Source organism: Mesorhizobium sp. WSM4846 (assembly GCF_055811415.1).
In genome coordinates, this window is record NZ_JBVVPZ010000029.1 from 38,913 (window position 1) to 56,728 (window position 17,816).

The 17,816-nt window shown below is 64.5% G+C and carries 16 protein-coding genes; 8 read left to right on the forward strand and 8 right to left on the reverse strand.

Annotation, left to right across the window (positions count from 1 at the left end; all coding sequences use genetic code 11):
* Nucleotides 1–3 precede the first annotated feature (3 nt).
* The 8 genes from AC0L15_RS22270 to AC0L15_RS22305 form a co-directional block, all read right to left on the reverse strand.
* Nucleotides 4–948, reverse strand: coding sequence for an ABC transporter permease (locus AC0L15_RS22270; RefSeq protein ID WP_023800524.1), 945 nt, complete (start codon nucleotides 946–948; stop codon nucleotides 4–6).
* Nucleotides 948–2,000 (reverse strand): ABC transporter permease, encoded by a 1,053-nt coding sequence (locus AC0L15_RS22275; RefSeq protein ID WP_287171823.1) that lies wholly within the window; start codon nucleotides 1,998–2,000, stop codon nucleotides 948–950. Before AC0L15_RS22275 ends, AC0L15_RS22270 begins: the two co-directional genes overlap by 1 nt.
* Entirely contained in the window at nucleotides 2,000–3,511 is a 1,512-nt protein-coding gene (locus AC0L15_RS22280) for an ABC transporter ATP-binding protein (RefSeq protein WP_473497065.1), read from the reverse strand. The genes AC0L15_RS22275 and AC0L15_RS22280 overlap by 1 nt, the downstream gene beginning before the upstream one ends.
* A gap of 190 nt (nucleotides 3,512–3,701) precedes the next feature.
* Nucleotides 3,702–4,733: a BMP family protein gene (locus AC0L15_RS22285; RefSeq protein WP_473497066.1), complete on the reverse strand. Its 1,032-nt coding sequence runs from the start codon at nucleotides 4,731–4,733 to the stop codon at nucleotides 3,702–3,704.
* A gap of 163 nt (nucleotides 4,734–4,896) precedes the next feature.
* Entirely contained in the window at nucleotides 4,897–6,189 is a 1,293-nt protein-coding gene (locus AC0L15_RS22290) for an NAD(P)/FAD-dependent oxidoreductase (protein ID WP_473497068.1), read from the reverse strand.
* On the reverse strand, nucleotides 6,189–7,541 hold the full coding sequence (locus AC0L15_RS22295) for a glutamine synthetase family protein (protein ID WP_473497069.1): 1,353 nt from the start codon (nucleotides 7,539–7,541) through the stop codon (nucleotides 6,189–6,191). Before AC0L15_RS22295 ends, AC0L15_RS22290 begins: the two co-directional genes overlap by 1 nt.
* Nucleotides 7,542–7,578: 37 nt before the next feature.
* Nucleotides 7,579–8,862, reverse strand: a complete 1,284-nt coding sequence (locus AC0L15_RS22300; protein ID WP_473497071.1) for a glycosyltransferase — start codon at nucleotides 8,860–8,862, stop codon at nucleotides 7,579–7,581.
* A 17-nt stretch (nucleotides 8,863–8,879) separates the two neighbouring features.
* On the reverse strand, nucleotides 8,880–9,818 hold the full coding sequence (locus tag AC0L15_RS22305; protein WP_287248331.1) for a GntR family transcriptional regulator: 939 nt from the start codon (nucleotides 9,816–9,818) through the stop codon (nucleotides 8,880–8,882).
* A gap of 239 nt (nucleotides 9,819–10,057) precedes the next feature.
* Between AC0L15_RS22305 and AC0L15_RS22310 the strand changes: the two genes are divergently transcribed.
* From AC0L15_RS22310 to AC0L15_RS22345, 8 genes are all read left to right on the forward strand, one after another.
* Entirely contained in the window at nucleotides 10,058–11,122 is a 1,065-nt protein-coding gene (locus AC0L15_RS22310; protein ID WP_128168655.1) for a polyamine ABC transporter substrate-binding protein, read from the forward strand.
* Between the two features lie 364 nt (nucleotides 11,123–11,486).
* Complete coding sequence (locus AC0L15_RS22315; protein WP_036269997.1) at nucleotides 11,487–12,329, forward strand: ABC transporter permease; 843 nt, start codon at nucleotides 11,487–11,489, stop codon at nucleotides 12,327–12,329.
* Complete coding sequence (locus AC0L15_RS22320; RefSeq protein ID WP_473497073.1) at nucleotides 12,322–13,116, forward strand: ABC transporter permease; 795 nt, start codon at nucleotides 12,322–12,324, stop codon at nucleotides 13,114–13,116. The genes AC0L15_RS22315 and AC0L15_RS22320 overlap by 8 nt, the downstream gene beginning before the upstream one ends.
* Nucleotides 13,113–14,186 (forward strand): ABC transporter ATP-binding protein, encoded by a 1,074-nt coding sequence (locus tag AC0L15_RS22325; RefSeq protein WP_473497075.1) that lies wholly within the window; start codon nucleotides 13,113–13,115, stop codon nucleotides 14,184–14,186. Before AC0L15_RS22320 ends, AC0L15_RS22325 begins: the two co-directional genes overlap by 4 nt.
* A 17-nt stretch (nucleotides 14,187–14,203) precedes the next feature.
* On the forward strand, nucleotides 14,204–15,478 hold the full coding sequence (locus tag AC0L15_RS22330; protein ID WP_473497077.1) for a glycosyltransferase: 1,275 nt from the start codon (nucleotides 14,204–14,206) through the stop codon (nucleotides 15,476–15,478).
* A gap of 82 nt (nucleotides 15,479–15,560) precedes the next feature.
* The gene (locus AC0L15_RS22335; RefSeq protein ID WP_023800537.1) at nucleotides 15,561–15,911 is read left to right on the forward strand and encodes a cupin domain-containing protein; all 351 of its coding nucleotides are present in this window, start codon (nucleotides 15,561–15,563) and stop codon (nucleotides 15,909–15,911) included.
* 24 nt (nucleotides 15,912–15,935) lie between these two features.
* On the forward strand, nucleotides 15,936–16,280 hold the full coding sequence (locus AC0L15_RS22340) for a cupin domain-containing protein (protein ID WP_473497079.1): 345 nt from the start codon (nucleotides 15,936–15,938) through the stop codon (nucleotides 16,278–16,280).
* A 19-nt stretch (nucleotides 16,281–16,299) separates the two neighbouring features.
* Nucleotides 16,300–17,808 (forward strand): aldehyde dehydrogenase family protein, encoded by a 1,509-nt coding sequence (locus tag AC0L15_RS22345; RefSeq protein WP_473497081.1) that lies wholly within the window; start codon nucleotides 16,300–16,302, stop codon nucleotides 17,806–17,808.
* Nucleotides 17,809–17,816: the final 8 nt, after the last annotated feature.

Consider the following 17,816-nt stretch of genomic DNA (forward strand, 5'->3'; position numbering starts at 1 on the left):
CTGTCAGCGTTCTTCGCGGCGGAACGGCTTGAGGAGCGCCGAAGGCGCGACGGCGTTGCGTGACATCACGGCCATGGCGACGATGGTGAAGATGAAGGGCAGCATCAGGAACGCCTCATAGGGGATATGGCCGAGCCCGCTCGCCTGCATGCGCAGTTGCAGGGCATCGACGAAGGCGAACAGCAGGGCGGCCCCTGCCGAACGCCAGGGATCCCAGCGGCCGAAGACGACGAGCGCGATCGCCACCCAGCCACGCCCGGAGACGAGGCCGAAGGTGAAGGCGTTGAACTGCACCATCGACAGGAAAGCCCCGGCCAGCCCCATCAGGGCACCGCCAAGGATCACCGCCTGGAAGCGAGTGGCGATGACGCCGACGCCGGCCGAATCGGCGGCGCGCGGATTTTCGCCGACCATGCGCACCGACAGGCCCCACGGAGTCCGATAGAGCACGAAGGCGGCAAGGGGAACGGCTGCCATCGCCATGTAGACCAGCGAAAACTGGTTGAACACGGCTGGTCCGAGCACCGGGATGTCGGAGAGAACAGGGATCGGCAGCGTTTCGAAACTCTTGATGCTGGGCGGCACCGATTGCTGGCCGAAGATCAGCCGGTAAAGGAAATAGGCGAGGCCCGACGAGAACAGCGTCACGCCGATGCCGCAGACATGCTGGCTAAGGCCGAGAGCCACCGTGAACAGCGCATGCACGGCACCCATCAGCGCACCGGTCAGCACCGCCGCAAGCACGCCGAGCCACAGGCTGCCGCTGAGGCTGGTCGCGGTGAAGCCGGTCATCGCCGACAACAGCATGATGCCTTCGATGCCGAGATTGAGCACGCCGGCCCGCTCCGAAAACATCTCGCCCAGCGTCGCGAAAGCCAAAGGCGTGGCGATGCGGATGATCGCGGCGAGGAAGCCGACCTGAAAAATCTGTTCGAGCACGACGCTCATCATGCGGCTCCGACGCGGCGGATGCGATAGGCCGTGAACAGCAGCGCCACCAGCATGGCGAGCAGCGCGGTGCCCTGGATGACGTCGCTGAGGAAGGCGGGAACGCCGGTGGCCCGCGACATCGCCTCGGCGCCGGTCATGACGGCGGCGAGGAACAGCGCCGCCGGCATCACGCCAAGCGGGTTGAGCCTCGCCAGCATGGCGACGACGATGCCGGAATAGCCATAGCCCGGCGAGATGTCGCTCATCACCTGGAAATGCACGCCGCCGACTTCGCTGACGCCGGCAAGGCCGGCGAGCGCCCCGGACAGCAGCGCCGTCGAGATCAGCACCCGCTCGACATGAATGCCGCCATAGCGCGCGGCCTCGGGATTTTCGCCGATAACCCTGATCCTGAAGCCGAGCGTCGTGCGCGCAATCAGGAACCAGATGACCGGTGCGGCCACGAAAGCCGCCACGACGCCGAGATGCAGCCGCGTGCCTTCGAGCAGCACCGGGAAATTCGCTGAATCCTCGATCGGCGGCGAGATCGGGTAGCCGCTGAAACTGTCTTTCCAAGGGCCTTCGAGCAGCGCCATCAACGCGTAGAAGATGACCGAGTTGAGCAGCAGTGAACTAACGACATCATCGACTTTGAATTTCACCCGCAGCGTTGCCGGGATCAGGGCGACCGCAGCACCGGCGGCGGCGCCGGCGAGCGCCATCAGCAGCATGGCAAGCGGCCCCGGCATCGGAATGGCGCCGACCGCGCAGCTCGCCACCGCACCGGCAAGCAACTGCCCCTCGGCGCCGATATTCCAGAATTTGGCGCGGAAGGCGACCGCCACGGCAAGCCCGGTGAAGATCATCGGTGTTGCGCGCACGAGCGTTTCGGTGATCGCGTAGCTGTCGCCCAGCGACGCCGAGAACATCACGCCATAGGCCTCGATCACCCCGGCACCGGCCAGCGCAATGAGGCCGCTGCACAGCACCAATGTCGCGCCGATGGCCAGCAACGGCAAAGCCAGGTTGAACCAGGCGGGCGTTGAGGTGCGGGCTTCGAGGCGGAACATCAACTATCGCCCTCCGCTCCGGTCATCATCAGTCCGAGCCGCGCGATCGTGGCGTCGGCGCTGTCCAACGTGCCGGCAATGCGCCCCTCATACATCACCGCGATGCGGTCGCAGAGCATCAGCAGCTCTTCGAGATCTTCGCCGATGACGACGATGCCGCAGCCCCTGGCGCGCATGTCGAGGAACTTTTCGTGGATGAATCGCGCCGCACCAATGTCGAGGCCGCGCGTCGGCTGCGACACGATCAGCACCTTGGGGTCGAAGGCGAGCTCACGCGCCAGCAGCGCCTTTTGCAGATTGCCGCCGGACAGCGCTCCGGCCCGCGTCATCGGCCCGGGGCAGCGTATGTCATAGGCCTTGATCTGTTCTTCGGCGAAGGCGCGGATCGCATCGGGCCTGAGCAGACCGTTGCGGCTGAACGCCCCGGTGCCGATGCGCGGCAGCACCATCGAATCGGCAAGCGGCAGGTTGGTGACCAGTCCCGTCGTCATCCGATCTTCCGGGATGCGCCCGAGACCGAGCGCCTGCACCTCGCGCGGCGAGAACCGCGAGACAGCTTTGCCGGCTATCGTCATCCGGCCGGCATCGGGCGCGCGAACGCCGGAGATCACCTCGGCAAGCGCCCGCTGGCCGTTGCCCGAGACACCGGCAATGCCGAGGATCTCGCCGGCGCGCACCGAAAGCGAGACATCGCGCAGCGCCATGCCGGAATGGCGCGACGTCGAGATGCCGTCCAGGGTCAGCACCGCGGCACCCGGTGTCGACGGTCCCCTGGCCGGCGGAACGATCTCGTGGCCGCACATCAGCCGCGCCATCTCCGAGGATGTCGTGCTGGCAGGTGCGTCGACGCGCCCGGTCACGCGGCCATGCCGCAGCACCACGCAGCGATGGGTCAACGCCCTGACCTCGTTGAGCTTGTGCGAGATGAAGATGATGCCGAGACCCTGGGCGGCCATCGACCGCAGCGCCGAAAACAGCCCGTCGACCTCTGTCGGCGCCAGCACCGCCGTCGGCTCGTCGAGGATCAGCAGCCTTGCACCGCGAAACAGCGCCTTGACGATTTCGAGCCGCTGCTGCTCGCCGATCGACAGCGCCGAGACGGGAAGGTCCGGATCGAGCGTGAGGCCATGCTGGCGGCCGATCTCCGCCAGTCGCGCCAGCCCGCCGGCGCGGTCGATCCGGCCCGATTTGCCGGGAATGCCGATCAGCAGGTTTTCCAGCACCGACAGCCGCGGTGCCAGATGAAAATGCTGGTGCACCATGCCGATGCCGGCGGCGAGCGCATCGGCCGAGCTGTTGATCGTCACCGGCCGGCCCTGAACCAGGATCTCGCCGGCGTCGGGCGCATAGGCGCCGAACAGCACGTTCATCAGCGTCGTCTTGCCGGCGCCATTTTCACCCAGCAGCCCGAGAATCTCGCCGGGTGCGACGCCAAGATCGACGGCCTCGTTCGCCATGACGGCGCCGAAGCTCTTGGAGATGCCGCGCATTTCGATGAGAGGGGCGGGCAAAGGCGAAGGTGCTCCAGATGAGAGATGGCGCTGATATCCCTCCCCCTCGAGGGGAGGGTGGCCCGAAGGGCCGGGTGGGGTCCGTGTGACGCGCTCCATCCTTATCGGTCTAAAGGTCGAGGCAGCTGAGGTGACCCCACCCGCCCCGCTTCGCTCGGCACCCTCCCCTCAAGGGGGAGGGCTGCGCCGCTCAATCCGAAACCGGCGTGTTCTCGTCGACGACGACACGGAAATTGCCGTCGAGGATTTCGGCCTTCTTCTTCTCGACCAGCTCCTTGACGTCGGCGGGCAGCGTCTTGTCGAATTTGTGATAGGGCGCCAGAAAGGAGCCGCCCTTGGCCATGCGCGAGAAATCGCCGTAATCCTGCGCGGTGAAGACGCCGGCCTTGACCAGTTTGATCGCATGCTCGACCGTCGGATACATGTCCCAGACCGGGCCGGTGATCACCGTGTCCGGGCCGAGGTTGGACTGGTCGGACATATTGGAGATGGCGAGGATCTTCCTCTCGACCGCCGCTTCGATGACGCCGAAACGTTCGGCATAGATCACGTCGACGCCGGCGTCGATCTGGGCGATAGCCGCTTCCTTGGCCTTGGGCGGGTCGAAGAAGGAGCCGATGAATGCGACCTTCCTCTTGATGTCAGGATTGACCTCGCGGGCGCCGGCAAAGAAGGCATTGACCAGCCGGTTCACTTCCGGAATGCCCATCGCCGCAACGGCGCCGATCGTGCCTGATTTCGACATCTTTCCGGCGATCAGGCCGGAGAGATAGGCGGGCTCGTGGATCCAATTGTCGAAGACTGCAAAATTCGGTTCGGCCGGCCCGGCGCCGGAGCCGAACAGGAAGGCGACCTTCGGAAATTGCTTGGCGGTGCGGCGGGATTCGCGTTCGGCAGCGAACGCATCGCCCAGCACCAGCTCATAGCCGCCTTGCGCATATTCACGCATCACACGGCTGAAATCGGCCGTCTGCACCTTCTCCGACCATTTGTACTCGATGCCGAGTTCCTTCTCGGCCCTCTGCAGGGCGACATGGATCTGGTGGACCCATGGCTCCTCGGTCGGCGTGGCGAAGATCGCCGCCACCTTCAGCTTCTTGACCTGCGCCAAGACCTGGCCCGGCAGCATGGCTGCCGCCAGGCCGAGCGCGCCGAGTTCCAGCAAATCGCGTCGCGAAAGTCCTTCGCGTTTCGACTGGATTTTGCTCTTCCCGTTTTCCATTGCATGCCCCTCTGATTGGCGCCGTGTCGAGCCGGCTGTTTCTTTGGATATCAGGCGAGGGAACTATGGAACGGCGTCCGACCTTTGTCCACATGGTCAAATTTGTCGCGAAGCTGCGTTCCCGCCCTCCGTCGCAAAACCACGGCGGCAGTGGATCACTTGCTCAATGCTTGATGCGATCGCGCATGGCGTACCAGAGCATGCCGAGCACATAGAGCGGGCCGCGCAGGGCGGCACCGCCGGGAAACGGCATTGGCCTCAGCGTCGAAAACAGATCGAGCCGCGACGGATCGCCGGTGATCGCCTCGGCAAGCAGCTTGCCCGACAGCGTCGACAGGATCACGCCCTTGCCTGAATAGCCATGCGCAAAATAGACCTCGCCATAGTGGCCGACATCCGGCAGGCGCGATGTCGTCACCGAGACCAGCCCGCCCCAGGCATGCTCGATGCGGCGGCCGCGCAATTGCGGAAAGGTCTTTTCCATATGCGGCCGCACGAAGCCGGCAATGTCGGCGGGCGGCGACGGCGTGTAGCGCTCGCCACCGCCGAACAGCAGGCGGCCGTCCGCCGACAGCCGGTAGTAGTTGACGACGAAGCGTGTGTCGGAAACGGCGGCATTGCTTGGGATGACGTCGCTGGTGTCGTCCAGCGGCTCGGTCGCGATGATGTAGTTGCCGACCGGCATGATGCGGCTGTTGACGCGCGGTTCGAGCCCCTGAAGCAGCGCGTCGCCGGCCAGCACGACATGCCGGGCCCGGACCGAGCCCTTGGCCGTGGAAACCCGGATGGAAGGTTCCCGCTCCAGCCGCAGCGCCACCGAATTCTCGTGGATGGTGACGCCTGCCGCTGCCGCGGCGCGAGCAAGGCCCAGCGTGTAGTTCAGAGGATGCATATGGCCGCCGAGCTTCTCGTACATGGCGCCGTGATAGGGCGTGTTCACCATTTCACGCGCCCGCGCCGCCGACAGCATCTCGACCTCATGAAAGTTCATTACTGTGGCAAGGCACTCGGCCTCTTCCTCGAGATCGCGCAGGTCGGAGCCGTTTATCGCACCGGCCAGATGGCCGGTGAGCCGGAGGTCGCAATCGATGGCATGGCGCTCGATCAGGTCGAGCACCAGCCCGCGCGCCTCGAGGGCGAGATCGAAAAGCGCCCGCGCCCGTTCGGGCCCATAAAGCTTGGCCAGGCCCTTGGCGCCCTTGCGCAGGCCTGGAATGATCTGGCCGCCATTGCGCCCCGACGCCCCCCAGCCGATCTTGCCGCCTTCGAGGAGCACCACCTTCAGCCCGCGCTCGGCGGCATGAAGGGCTGCGGACAAGCCGGTGCAGCCGCCGCCGACCACCACCAGATCGGCGTCGACGTCGGCCTGCAGCGCCGCCGGATGATCAGGGGCTGGATTGGCGGTCGCGACATAGTAGGATCTGCCGATGTCCAGGCCGGAATTGAAGCCCATCATCAGACCTTGAGCAGCAGGTGGTCGCGTTCCCAGCTGGTGACGACGCTCTGGAACAGGTCGAGCTCGACGCTTTTGACGCGCAAATAGGTCTGGACGAAATCCTCGCCGAGCAAGTCCCGAACCGGACTGCAGGCGGCGAAACGGTCGAGCGCCTCCTCCATGGTTTTCGGCAGCGTGCTCTTGCTGCGATAGGCGTTGCCCGATGCCTCGGGCGAACGCGAGAGCTTTTCCTCGACGCCGAGATAGCCGCAGAGCAGCGAGCCGGCCATCGCCAGATAGGGGTTGGCATCGGCGCCGGGCAGCCGGTTTTCCACCCGCCGTGCGGCCCGCCCGCCGGCCGGCACGCGCAGGCCGCAGGAGCGATTGTCATGCGACCACTCGATGTTGGCGGGCGCGCTGTGGTTCGGCCGGATGCGGCGGAACGAATTCACGTTCGGCGCAAACAGCGGCATCACCTCCGGAATGTATTTCTGCAGGCCGCCGATGAAATGCCCGAACATCTCGGTGTCGGCATCGTCACGCCCGGCGAACAGCGTATTCCCGGCCTCGTCGATGACCGACATGTGGAGATGCATGGAGCTGCCGGCTTGTGCGGCGATCGGCTTGGCCATGAAGGTCGCATGCATGCCATTATCCTGCGCGGCCCGGCGCGTCATCCGCTTGAACAGCAGCACCTTGTCGGCCAGCGGCAGCGCGTCGCCATGCAGGAAATTGATCTCCAACTGCGCCGTGCCTGACTCGTGGATCAGCGTATCGAGCGGCAGCCCGGCCTTTGCGGCATAGTCGTAGAGCCGCTGGATCACCGGCTCGAATTCCTCCAGCGCCGCCATGTCATAGGGGTGCTGCACGGTTTCGGAGCGGCCATTGCGCCGGACCGGCGCGATCAACGGCCGATCGGGATCGGGATTGGGCGCGGTCAGGTAGAATTCGAGCTCCGGCGCCACCACTGCCCGCCAGCCGCGCTGGTGATAGAGATCGAGCACGGCCCTCAACACATGACGTGGCGAGGCCATCCACGGCCGGTCGTCCATGTGAAACGCATCGGCGAAGACATAGGCCTTTTCAGCTCCAGCGCCGGGCGCAAGGCAGAGCGTCGCGACATCCGGCACCATCCGCATGTCGGGATCCTGATAGGCGAAGCCCTCGTCGTTGGAACCGGAATAGCGGCCGTCTATGCAGACCAGGAAGGCGCTGCTCGGCAGGTAGAGCGCGCGGTCTTCGAGCGACTTCAGGAACTTGGCCGTTGGCAACGCCTTGCCGCGCAAGACGCCGTTCACGTCCGGCACCAGGCACTCGACTTCCCTGATCCCCTGCTGCTCCAGCCATCGCTTCGGATCGTCCGTCGGGGTCATTTGCGGTGCATCCGTTGTCGTGGTGTTGAGCATCAGGTCACGTCCTTGCGAGGGCGAGAATGGCTTCGGCGGCGGCGTCAGTTCCCGGCGCCCGCGCCATGGTGGCCGCATTCTCCTTGAGGCGAAAGCGCATCTCGCCGTCGGCCATTAGGCCAAGGATAGCCTGTTCCAGTTCGTCGTCGCTCCAGCCATCGCGGCTGAGGTAGCGGCCGACGCCGGTTTCCTCGGCGCGTTGCGCATTGTCGTGCCCGTCCCAGCAATAGGGCATGATCAGCGACGGCACGCCGAAACGCAGCGCTTCGCAAAAGCTGTTGTTGCCGCCGTGATGGATGAAGAGATCGGACTTGGCGACAACCGACGGTTGCGGAAACCAGGCGTCGAGATAGACATTGTCCGGAACCGCGCGATAGCTGTCGCGCAGACCGCCGACATTGACGATGAAGCGGGCCGGAAGCCGGTCGAACACGGCGAGCATGCGCTCGATCAGCCCGACATCCATCGCGCCCAAGCTGCCGAAGCTGAGATAGACCAGCGGCCCGTCATTGCGTGGAAAGACCGGCACGTCGAACGGCCCTTCCGAACGGACGCAGCCTTCGAGATAGACGAAGCGGGCCGGGTCGAGCGGCTCGGCGCGCTGCCTGCGCACGATGGTTGGGGTCAGCAGTAGATTGAGATCGGGCGAAGCTTCGAGAAAAAGCCCCTCCGGCAAGGGCGCAAGGCCGGCGTCGGTCCGAAGCCGGTTGAACCGGTCATGTGCCGGAGCGACGGCTGCCAGGTAGCGCGCCTCGAAGGCCGCGCGACCGGGGTCGTCGGCGGCGAGACCGGACAGATAGGGCGGTACATCGGCGTCGGGCAGCTCGGTCTCGGCGCAGGAGACGACGCGCACCCATGGGGAACCGGCGGCAGCAAGTGCTGGAAACATGACGACGTTGTCGAGCACCACGGCGTCCGGCTTCAACCGGGTCAGCAATTTGCGCAGCGGCGCCTCGGCATTGACCGCGGTATCGACGATCGCTTGCCAGGTCGGGGCGACGTAGGTTTCGAGCTGGTCGATCGGGCTCAGCCTGAAATGCGGCAGATGCCGGCGCACGAAGGCCTGCCAATAGCTCTGGCGTTCGCTGTCGGTCAGCGGATCGTCGGTCGGCAACTGGTATTCCTGAAACCCGTAGTCGGCGAACACGCCGGAAAAGCCGGCGTGACAGATGAACACCGGCCGCGCACCCCTTGCGCGCAAGGCCTGCGCGATGCCGACGCAATTGAGCGCGGCACCGAAGCTCGCTTCGGGAAACAACGCGATAGTCGGGCTGGTTTTGCGCGTCACTGTTCTCGTGGTCCTCGTCAATCCGGCCGGCTGATCATGCCGAACAACGCGGGGGCGCCGCGACTGGCCGCCTGCGGTCGCTGGCTGCGGGACAATCGCAGATGGACGCGAAGCAGATCGGCTGCAACCTCATACTGCCGGCTTTCCAGTTGGTCGAGTATGGTCAGGTGCTCGCGCAGCGATTGCTTCAGCCGGAAGACGTTGACGCCGGCATAGGTCCCCGGCAGCCGGCGCAGCCTGAGATGGTCCGACAGCGCGTCGGCGACGAACCGGTTGCTGGAGCCGTCGGCGATTAGGCCGTGAAAGTCGATGTCCAGCCGCTGGAACTCTCTGACAACGAATGTGGCGTCGGGCAGCGCCAGCAGCGCCTCCATGCCCTGGCGCAACGCTGCCGCGCGGGTCCCGTCCAGCCGAAAGCCAGGCGCCAGAATGGCGGCGGGTTCCAGCATCAGGCGGAACTCATAGCTTTCCCCTTGTGCCTCCGGATCGTCTGGCGCTCGCCTGAACAGCCAGGACTGTCCCGGTGCGCGATCCAGAAGATTTTCGTCTGTCAGTTTCTTTAGCGCTTTTAGTACTGTCCTTCGTTCGGCACTGTAGCGCCGCATCAACGCGCCGATGGTCACCGTCTGATCCAACCGACGCGCCGACCGATCGCGCAGGATCATCTCCGCGAGTTCGTCCTCCTCGGCGCTTGGCAGGTCAGTGGCAAGCGTCGCCTGCTTGGTGAGGTCAACGGCCAGCCGATAGCCGGATTCGGCTTCCCATCGCACGACGCCTTTTTCGGTGAGCAGGCGCAGCGCGGCCCGCACCGGGGTCCGCGAGACGTTGCAGAGCGAGGCGATCTGCTGTTCCGGGAGATGGGCGCCGGCCTCGAAACCGCGCTGCCGGGCTACATCGAGAATGCGCTGCGCGAGATCAAGATGATTGGTGCGCGGGCGTCTGGCAACGGCTTGCATGGCGTTTCTCGTGAACGGGCTCGACCGCTGCGGTTCTACCAATTGCCCTTGCGGGCGCGATCGGCTGGATTTCGCGGCGATTTTCCAAATTATGGATTGACGTACTTTTTTCTGCAATAGTACTGTGGGTTCAGTCGGCAATAAAAAGACCGGGGAACAGGATCGAAGCGGCGGCATGGTCGCAAGCGCTGGTCCGACGATTGATTGAATTCGACGATCAACCAGAATGGGAGTCTGTCATGACCGCCACCACCCTGCGGCACCGTTCGTTAAAAACTTCCGCGATCGCGCTTGGCCTCGCTATGGCGCTGTCGGCGCCGGCGGCCGCCGCCGACCTCGTCATTTCCAACTGGGACGGCTACATGGCGCCGGACGTCATGGCCGCCTTCAAAGCAGCGACCGGCGTTTCCGGCGAGGTCGTCGTTCACGCCACCAATGAGGAGATCATGGGCAAGCTCGTTGCTTCGGGCGGCAAGGGCTATGACGTGGTCTTCGTTTCCTCGCCGTTCGCAGAAGTGCTGAACAATCTCGGCCTGATTGAGACGATCGACCACGCCAAGATCCCCAATCTCGCCAATCTCTATCCTGAGGCGGCCAAGCTGCCGCACGATGTCGGCAACAATTTTTCCGTGCCTTACACCTGGGGCACCACCGGCCTCTGCTACCGCTCGGATCTGGTGAAGACCGAGCCGGCCAGCTGGAACGATCTTCTCGCCCCGTCCGAGGCGCTCAAGGGCAAGACCACGATGCTGGCGACCGACCGCTGGCTGCTTGCCGCCGGGCAGCTCGCCAAGGGCTATTCGGTCAACGAAACCGATCCGGCCAAGCTCGCCGAGGTCAAGGACCTGCTGATCTCGGCCAAGAAGACCTTGCTCGCCTATGACGACACCACCTTCTATTCGAAGCTGGTTTCGGGCGAGGCGCTGATGGTGCAGGCATGGGATGGCTGGTGCAACTATGGCATCGCCGAGAATCCGCAGATTAAATACACCATACCCAAGGAAGGCTCGGACCTGTGGGTCGATACGATGGTGGTGATGAAGGCATCGGCCAACAAGGACGCCGCCTTCCAGTTCATCAACTTCATGCTGGACGCCAAGAACCACGCCTGGGCGGCTCAGAACATCGATTACAAGGTGCCGAACAAGCCGGCTATGGAAAGCCTGCCGGCGGATTTCCTCGCCAAATTCCCAAATATGAACATGCCTGTGGCCGAACTGGTCAAGTTCGAGCAGTTGCGCGACGTCGGCGACGCCCAGCGCGACTATTCGAAGATCGTCAGCGAGATCAAGGCGGCGCAGTAGTTTCGGCATCTGGAATCAGGCTTGCGTTCCTTCACGCCCCCCTCTGGCCTGCCGGCCATCTCCCCTTCAAGGGGGGAGATTGGCTGGCTTGCAGCCGCTCGCCAATCTCCGGCGCAGCACCCCCTCATCCGGCCGCTTCGCGGCCACCTTCTCCCCGCTGGGGAGAAGAGGCTGACGCCAGGTCGGCGACCTCCTCTCCCCTCGGGGAGAGGTCGGATTGCCCCGAATTGCCCTTCGCAATTCGGTTGGCAATCCGGGTGAGGGGGCGCTTGTCCAAACACAATTTCGATGCCTTTGAGATGGCCTCAAGGCCAGAGGAGGGTGCGACATGAGATCGTTCACACCTTCTCGCTCCTCCTTGCTGATGGCGCCGGCGCTGGCCTGGCTCACCGCCTTGATGGTGGTGCCATGCGCGCTGGTGCTGGCGCTCGCCTTCTTCCGGCGCGGCATTTATGGCGGCATCGAATACAGCTTCACGCTGGAGAATTTCGGGCTGGTGCTCGACCCGCTCTATGCCGGCATCTTCCTCAATTCGGCGCGCATCGCCGGCACGGCAACGCTGATCGCGGTGGTGATCGGCTATGCCGCCGCCTATGCGATCGCGGCAGCACCGCGCCGGTGGCAGCCGGTGTTCCTGTTCTTCGCCGTCTTGCCTTTCTGGTCCAATTACCTGATCCGCACCTATGCATGGATCGTGCTGCTCAACCGCGAAGGCCTGATCACCCAGCTCTTGCGCTGGTTCGGCTATACCGGCGAGCCGCCGTCGATGCTCTATACCGAAGGCGCGGTCATCGCCGGTCTGGTCTACAATTACCTGCCTTTCGTCATCCTCGCCTGCTACGCGCCGCTATCGCGGCTCAATCCGGAGCTCGCCGAGGCCTCGCGCGATCTCGGCGCTTCGGCCATGACCACATTTCGCCGGGTTATACTGCCGCTGACGGTGCCGGGCATCGCCGCCGGGGCGGTGTTCGTCTTCGTGCTGTCGATCGGCAATTTCGTCACGCCGGCACTGCTCGGCGGCGGCCGCTTCCAGATGATCGGCAACCTCGTCTACGACCAGTTCCTGACCGCCAATGACTGGCCGTTCGGCGCAGCGCTGGCGATGGCGCTGATCGCCATCATGCTTTTGGTGCTGACGGCGCAGGCCTTGGCCGCCGATCGCGCCGCGGGCCGTATCGCCGAAGCGAAAGGAGGCGCCGATGACTGAGCGCTCGCCCGCCACACGGCGTACGCTCTGGCTCGTGCTGACGCTCGTCTTCGCCTTCCTCTACATTCCGATCGCCGTGCTGGTGGCGCTGTCCTTCAACCAAGGCGGGCTGCCGACCGTCTGGTCGGGCTTTTCGCTGAAATGGTATGCCTCGCTCGCCGGAAACGCCGCGATCCTTTCGGCCGCCCTCAACACGCTGATCGTGGCGCTGGTCTCGACAGCCATCGCCACGCTGCTCGGCACCTTGCTGGCGATCGGCGTCGAAATGCGCCGGCAATACGGAAGCGGCCTTGAAGCGCTGATCTTTGCGCCGATGATCATTCCCGACATCGTGCTGGCGGTCGCGCTGCTCAGCTTCTTTTCCATGCTCGATTTCACGCTCGGCCTGCACACCATCATCCTCGCCCATGTCGTGTTCAACCTCGCCTTCGTCTGCTCGGTGGTGCGCGCGCGGCTGAAAAGCTTCGACTGGTCGATCGTCGAGGCCTCCGCCGATCTCGGCGCCTCGGTCGTCACCACCTTCAGGCGGGTGACATTGCCGGTCATCCTGCCGGCGGTCGTCGCCGGCGCGCTGCTCGCCTTCACCCTTTCGGTCGACGAGTTCATCATCGCGTTCTTCACCGCCGGCGCCGGCCGCGCCTCGACCACGCTGCCGATGCAGATCTATTCGATGATCCGCTTCGGCATCACGCCGGAGATCAATGCATTGGCGACTATCGTCATGGCGGTCTCAATCACCGCGCTGACCCTGTCGCAGCGGCTCAACCGCGGAGTCATCGGCCAATGAGCGAGCCCCGCACGCTGCTGGCGATCGACAAGGTGTCGAAGAACTTCGGCCGGGTGACGGCCGTCGACGGCATCTCGCTCAATATCCGCGAGAACGAGTTCTTCGCTCTGCTTGGACCTTCCGGCTGCGGCAAGACCACGCTGCTGCGCATGCTGGCCGGTTTCGAGACGCCCAATGAGGGGCGCATCCTGCTCGACGGCCGCGACATCGCCAAAACCCCGCCCAACAGGCGGCCGGTCAACCTGATGTTCCAGTCCTACGCGCTGTTTCCGCATATGAGCGTCCGGGCCAATGTTTCCTACGGCCTTGAAATGGAACGCTTGCCGGCAAACGAAATCCGTTCCCGCGTCGATGCCATCCTGGCGACGACCGAGCTCGTCGCCTTCGCCGACCGCAAGCCGGAGCAATTGTCGGGCGGCCAGAAGCAGCGCGTCGCGCTTGCCCGGGCGCTGGTCAAGCGGCCGCGGCTGCTGCTGCTCGACGAGCCGCTCGGTGCGCTCGACAAGAAATTGCGTGGCGCCATGCAACTGGAGCTGAAGCGCCTGCAGCACGAGGTCGGAATCACCTTCGTCATCGTCACCCATGACCAGGAGGAATCGCTCGTCATGGCCGACCGCATGGCGGTGCTGAGGGACGGCAAGCTGCTGCAATGCGATACGCCGCACGCGGTCTATGAGCGTCCGGCCGACCGTTTCGTCGCCGACTTCATCGGCGTCATGAATTTCGTGCCGGGCAAAGCCGCCGACAATGGCGTGCTGGCAGCCAATGGTGCGCGAATCGTCGGCACGGTTCCCGCAATACTTTCGCCCGGCGCTGCGGCGGTCGCTTCAGTGCGGCCCGAACGCATCCGGCTGTTCCCGCCGCCAGAGACGGCCAACCGTGTTGCCGGCACCGTCGAGGCGCTCGCCTATCACGGGCTCGACCTGCAGCTGCATGTCCGCACCGCTCTGTCGCAAAAACCGTTCCTGGTGCGCGTCACCGCCGACGCCGCCGACCGCAGGCCGGTCGCGTCGGGCGATGCGGTCGAACTCGGCTGGGATGCCGCCGACGTCAGAATTTTCGCAGATTGATTGAAGGAGAACCTTTCATGGCGCAGAAGACCATCGCGTTTTTTCCGGAAGCGGCCTACGGCCCGGCGCTCAACTCCGTCGGTATCGCTCAGGCAGTCGAGGCGCGCGGCCACAGAGCGGTGTTCCTGTCGGACCCCGGCTTCGTCGACGTCTACAAGGGCTACGGCTTCGAGGCGCATCCGGTGAACCTGTCCGAGCCGATGCCGCCCGAGCAGATGGCCAAGTTCTGGGAAGACTTCATCAACGGCCACATCCCGAATTTTCGCAAATCGCCCTACGACCAGGTCGACAATTACGTGAAGGACTGCTGGACGGCGATCGTCGACAGCGCCAAATGGGCTGAGAAGGACCTGCCCGGCGTGCTTGCGACGATCAAGCCCGACGTCATCTGCGTCGACAACGTCATCCTGTTCCCGGCGATCAAGCAGTATGGCAAGCCATGGGTGCGCGTCATCTCCTGCTCGGAAAACGAGATCGAGGACGAGGACATCCCTCCGCATCTGTCCGGCTGCGGCGAGAACGACCACGCCTGCCATCAGCGCTACCGCGACCATTTCAACGCGGTAATCAAGCCGATCCATGACGACTTCAATACGTTTTTGAAAGCCAACAACGAAGCGCCGTATCCGATCGGCCAATTCTTCGAGGCCTCGCCTTACCTCAACCTGTTGCTTTATCCCGAGGCGGCAAAGTTCAAGCGCCGCCATCCGCTCGACCCGGCAAAATTCCAGTATCTGGAAGGCTGCGTGCGGCAGGAGAAGCCCTACACCGTGCCGACCTTTGCTGAGAATAATGACGGGCCGCTGCTCTACGTCTCGTTCGGCAGCCTTGGCGCCGGCGATGTCGATCTCTTGAAGCGCATCATCGCGACGCTGGCCGAGACTCGCTACCGGGCGCTGGTCAATGTCGGCGGCTACAAGGACCAATACGCGCAAGTGCCCGGCAATGTCATCGTCGAGAGCTGGTTTCCGCAGCCCTCGGTGATCCCGCAGGTCGACGCGGTTATCCACCATGGCGGCAACAACTCGTTCACCGAGTGTCTCTACTTCGGCAAGCCGGCGATCATCATGCCCTATGTCTGGGATGGCCACGACAACGCGACCCGGGTCGAGGAGACCAGCCACGGCTTCGGCATGCCGCGCTACGACTGGAGCGACGCCGAGCTGATCGCCAAGATCGAAACCTGCCTGACCGACCTGGCAATCAGGGCCAAGCTGGCGAAGACGTCGGCGCAGATGCAGGCGCAGAACGGCCCGGAGAAGGCAGCGGGGCTGCTGGAGAAACTGCTGTGACCGGGCTGATGGGTATGGCATTCCTTCGCGCCCCCGCCGTAGAGCGCGGGCACGTCAAGCACAAGCATGGCGGAGCTCCCACATGACCTCCTCCGCCCCACACCTCCACCAAGCCTCCACCCGCACCGACCTGATCGACTGGGGCGCCCAGCCCGATGCGCTGGAAGGTGCATCGCACTCCACCGGCAGGCTCGTCCACAAGGGGCCGAACAACCAGCCGGAATCCGGCATCTGGGTCTGCACGCCCGGCCGCTGGCGGCTGGCGATCCCGCGCGACGAACTGTGCCATTTCGTTGCCGGCCGCGCGACCTACCGATCGGACAACGGCGAGGTGATAGAAGTCTCCGCTGCCACGGTGGTCATGTTCCCGGCCGGCTGGACCGGCGAATGCACCGTCCACGAGACCATCCGCAACATTTACATGCTGGCCTGAAGCCAGCCACTGGAGCTTCACGACATGCCGACACCGATCATGAAATCGCCGCTTGCCCTCACCGACCTCGTCGACTGGGGCGTCATCCCCACGATGATCGAGGGCGAATCCCGCACCTCCGGCAAATTGCTGCACAAGGGGCCGGAAGGCCACTCCGAATGCGGGCTGTGGGTCTGCACCCCAGGCAAATGGCACTGCCACGTCACCCGCGACGAATTCTGCCATTTCCTAGAGGGCCGCTGCACCTATGTCCACGAATCCGGCGAGGTGATCGAGATCGAACCCGACACCGCGGCGTTCTTTCCGCAGGACTGGAAGGGCGTCTGCACCGTCCACGAGACCATCAAGAAGGTCTACATGATCCGCTGAGCGACTTGAAAGGACGACCATGGACTTCTCACCTGACCGGCCGGCCTTCTTCGTCAATCCGGATTATCGGCCGATGACCGGCGCGGCAAAACCGGTGATCGATCCGGCGACACTGGAAACCGTCGGCGCCATCGCGACTGCAACCGACGGCGAGATCGACGCCGTGCTCACCGCTGCGGCCAGGGCGCAAGCTGCCTGGAAAAAGCTCGACGCCAAGAGCCGCGCCGGGCATCTGCATGCAGTCGCCAACGCCATCGAGGCGGCCGACTTCACGCGCTGCGCCGAGCTGATGGTGCGCGAGATGGGCAAGCCCTATCCGGAAGCAATCGGCGAGATCGCCAATTGCGCGCCGATCTTCCGCTACTACGCCGAGATGGCGCGTGACGATGCCGGCAAGATCGCCGGCACGACGCAGGCCGGATCGTTCCAGTATGCGCGCTACGAGCCCTACGGCACGTCGGTGCACATCATGCCCTACAATTTCCCGATCCTGTTGATGTGCTGGACCGTTGCCGCCTCGCTTGCCGCCGGCAATGCCTGTGTGATCAAGCCGGCCGAAGCGACGACATTGTCGACGCTGGATTACATGACCGTGTTCCGCTCCCTGCCGGAGGGCCTGGTTTCCTGCCTGCCCGGCGCGGCGGCCACGGCGCAGGCTTTGATCGCCTCCGACCGCACCCATGCGGTTGCCTTCACCGGTTCGGTCGCCGCCGGCAAGGCAGTCGCCGTCGCTTGCGCCGAGCGCATGAAGCCATGCGTCATCGAGGCCGGCGGCAGCGATCCGCTGATCATCAGCCGACACGCCCCGCTCGACGTGGCGGCCGCCGGCAGCGTCACCGCAGCGTTCCATCTCGCCGGCCAGGTCTGCACCTCGGCCGAACGGTTTTTCGTCGTCGATGCCGTTCACGACCGCTTTGTCGAGCTGTTTGCGCAGAAGACACGGGCGCTGCGCATCGGCAACGGCCTCGACAAGACCGAGATCGGGCCGCTGGTCAGCGAGGCGGCGCGGGCGAAAGTCATGCGGCTGGTCGACGATGCCGTGCGCAATGGTGCCAAGGCGATCACCGGCGGGCGTATTCCGCCGGCGCACAATGTCGGCTGGTTCTACGAGCCGACGATCCTGACCGGCGTCACCCCCGACATGGCGATCGTGCGCGAAGAATGTTTCGGGCCAGTCGCCGCGATCTGCCGGGTCAAGGATTTCGACGAGGCGATAGAACTTGCCAATGACAGCCCGTTCGGGCTCGGCGCCTCGGTGTTCACCACTGATCTTGCCGAGGCGCATGAGGCTGCGGAGCGGCTTGAGGCAGGGATGGTCTGGGTCAACAATCCGCTGATCGACAACGACGCACTGCCGTTCGGCGGCTGGAAGGCGTCGGGCCTCGGCCGCGAACTTGGTCGCCAGGGGCTGGATGCCTTCCGCCGCTCGAAGATGGTCATCATCGACCACAGGCCAGCGATCCAGGACTGGTGGTATCCCTATCCCGACAGCTGGTTCCGCGAATCTGGCGGGCGCAAGCACGTATGAGATGACAC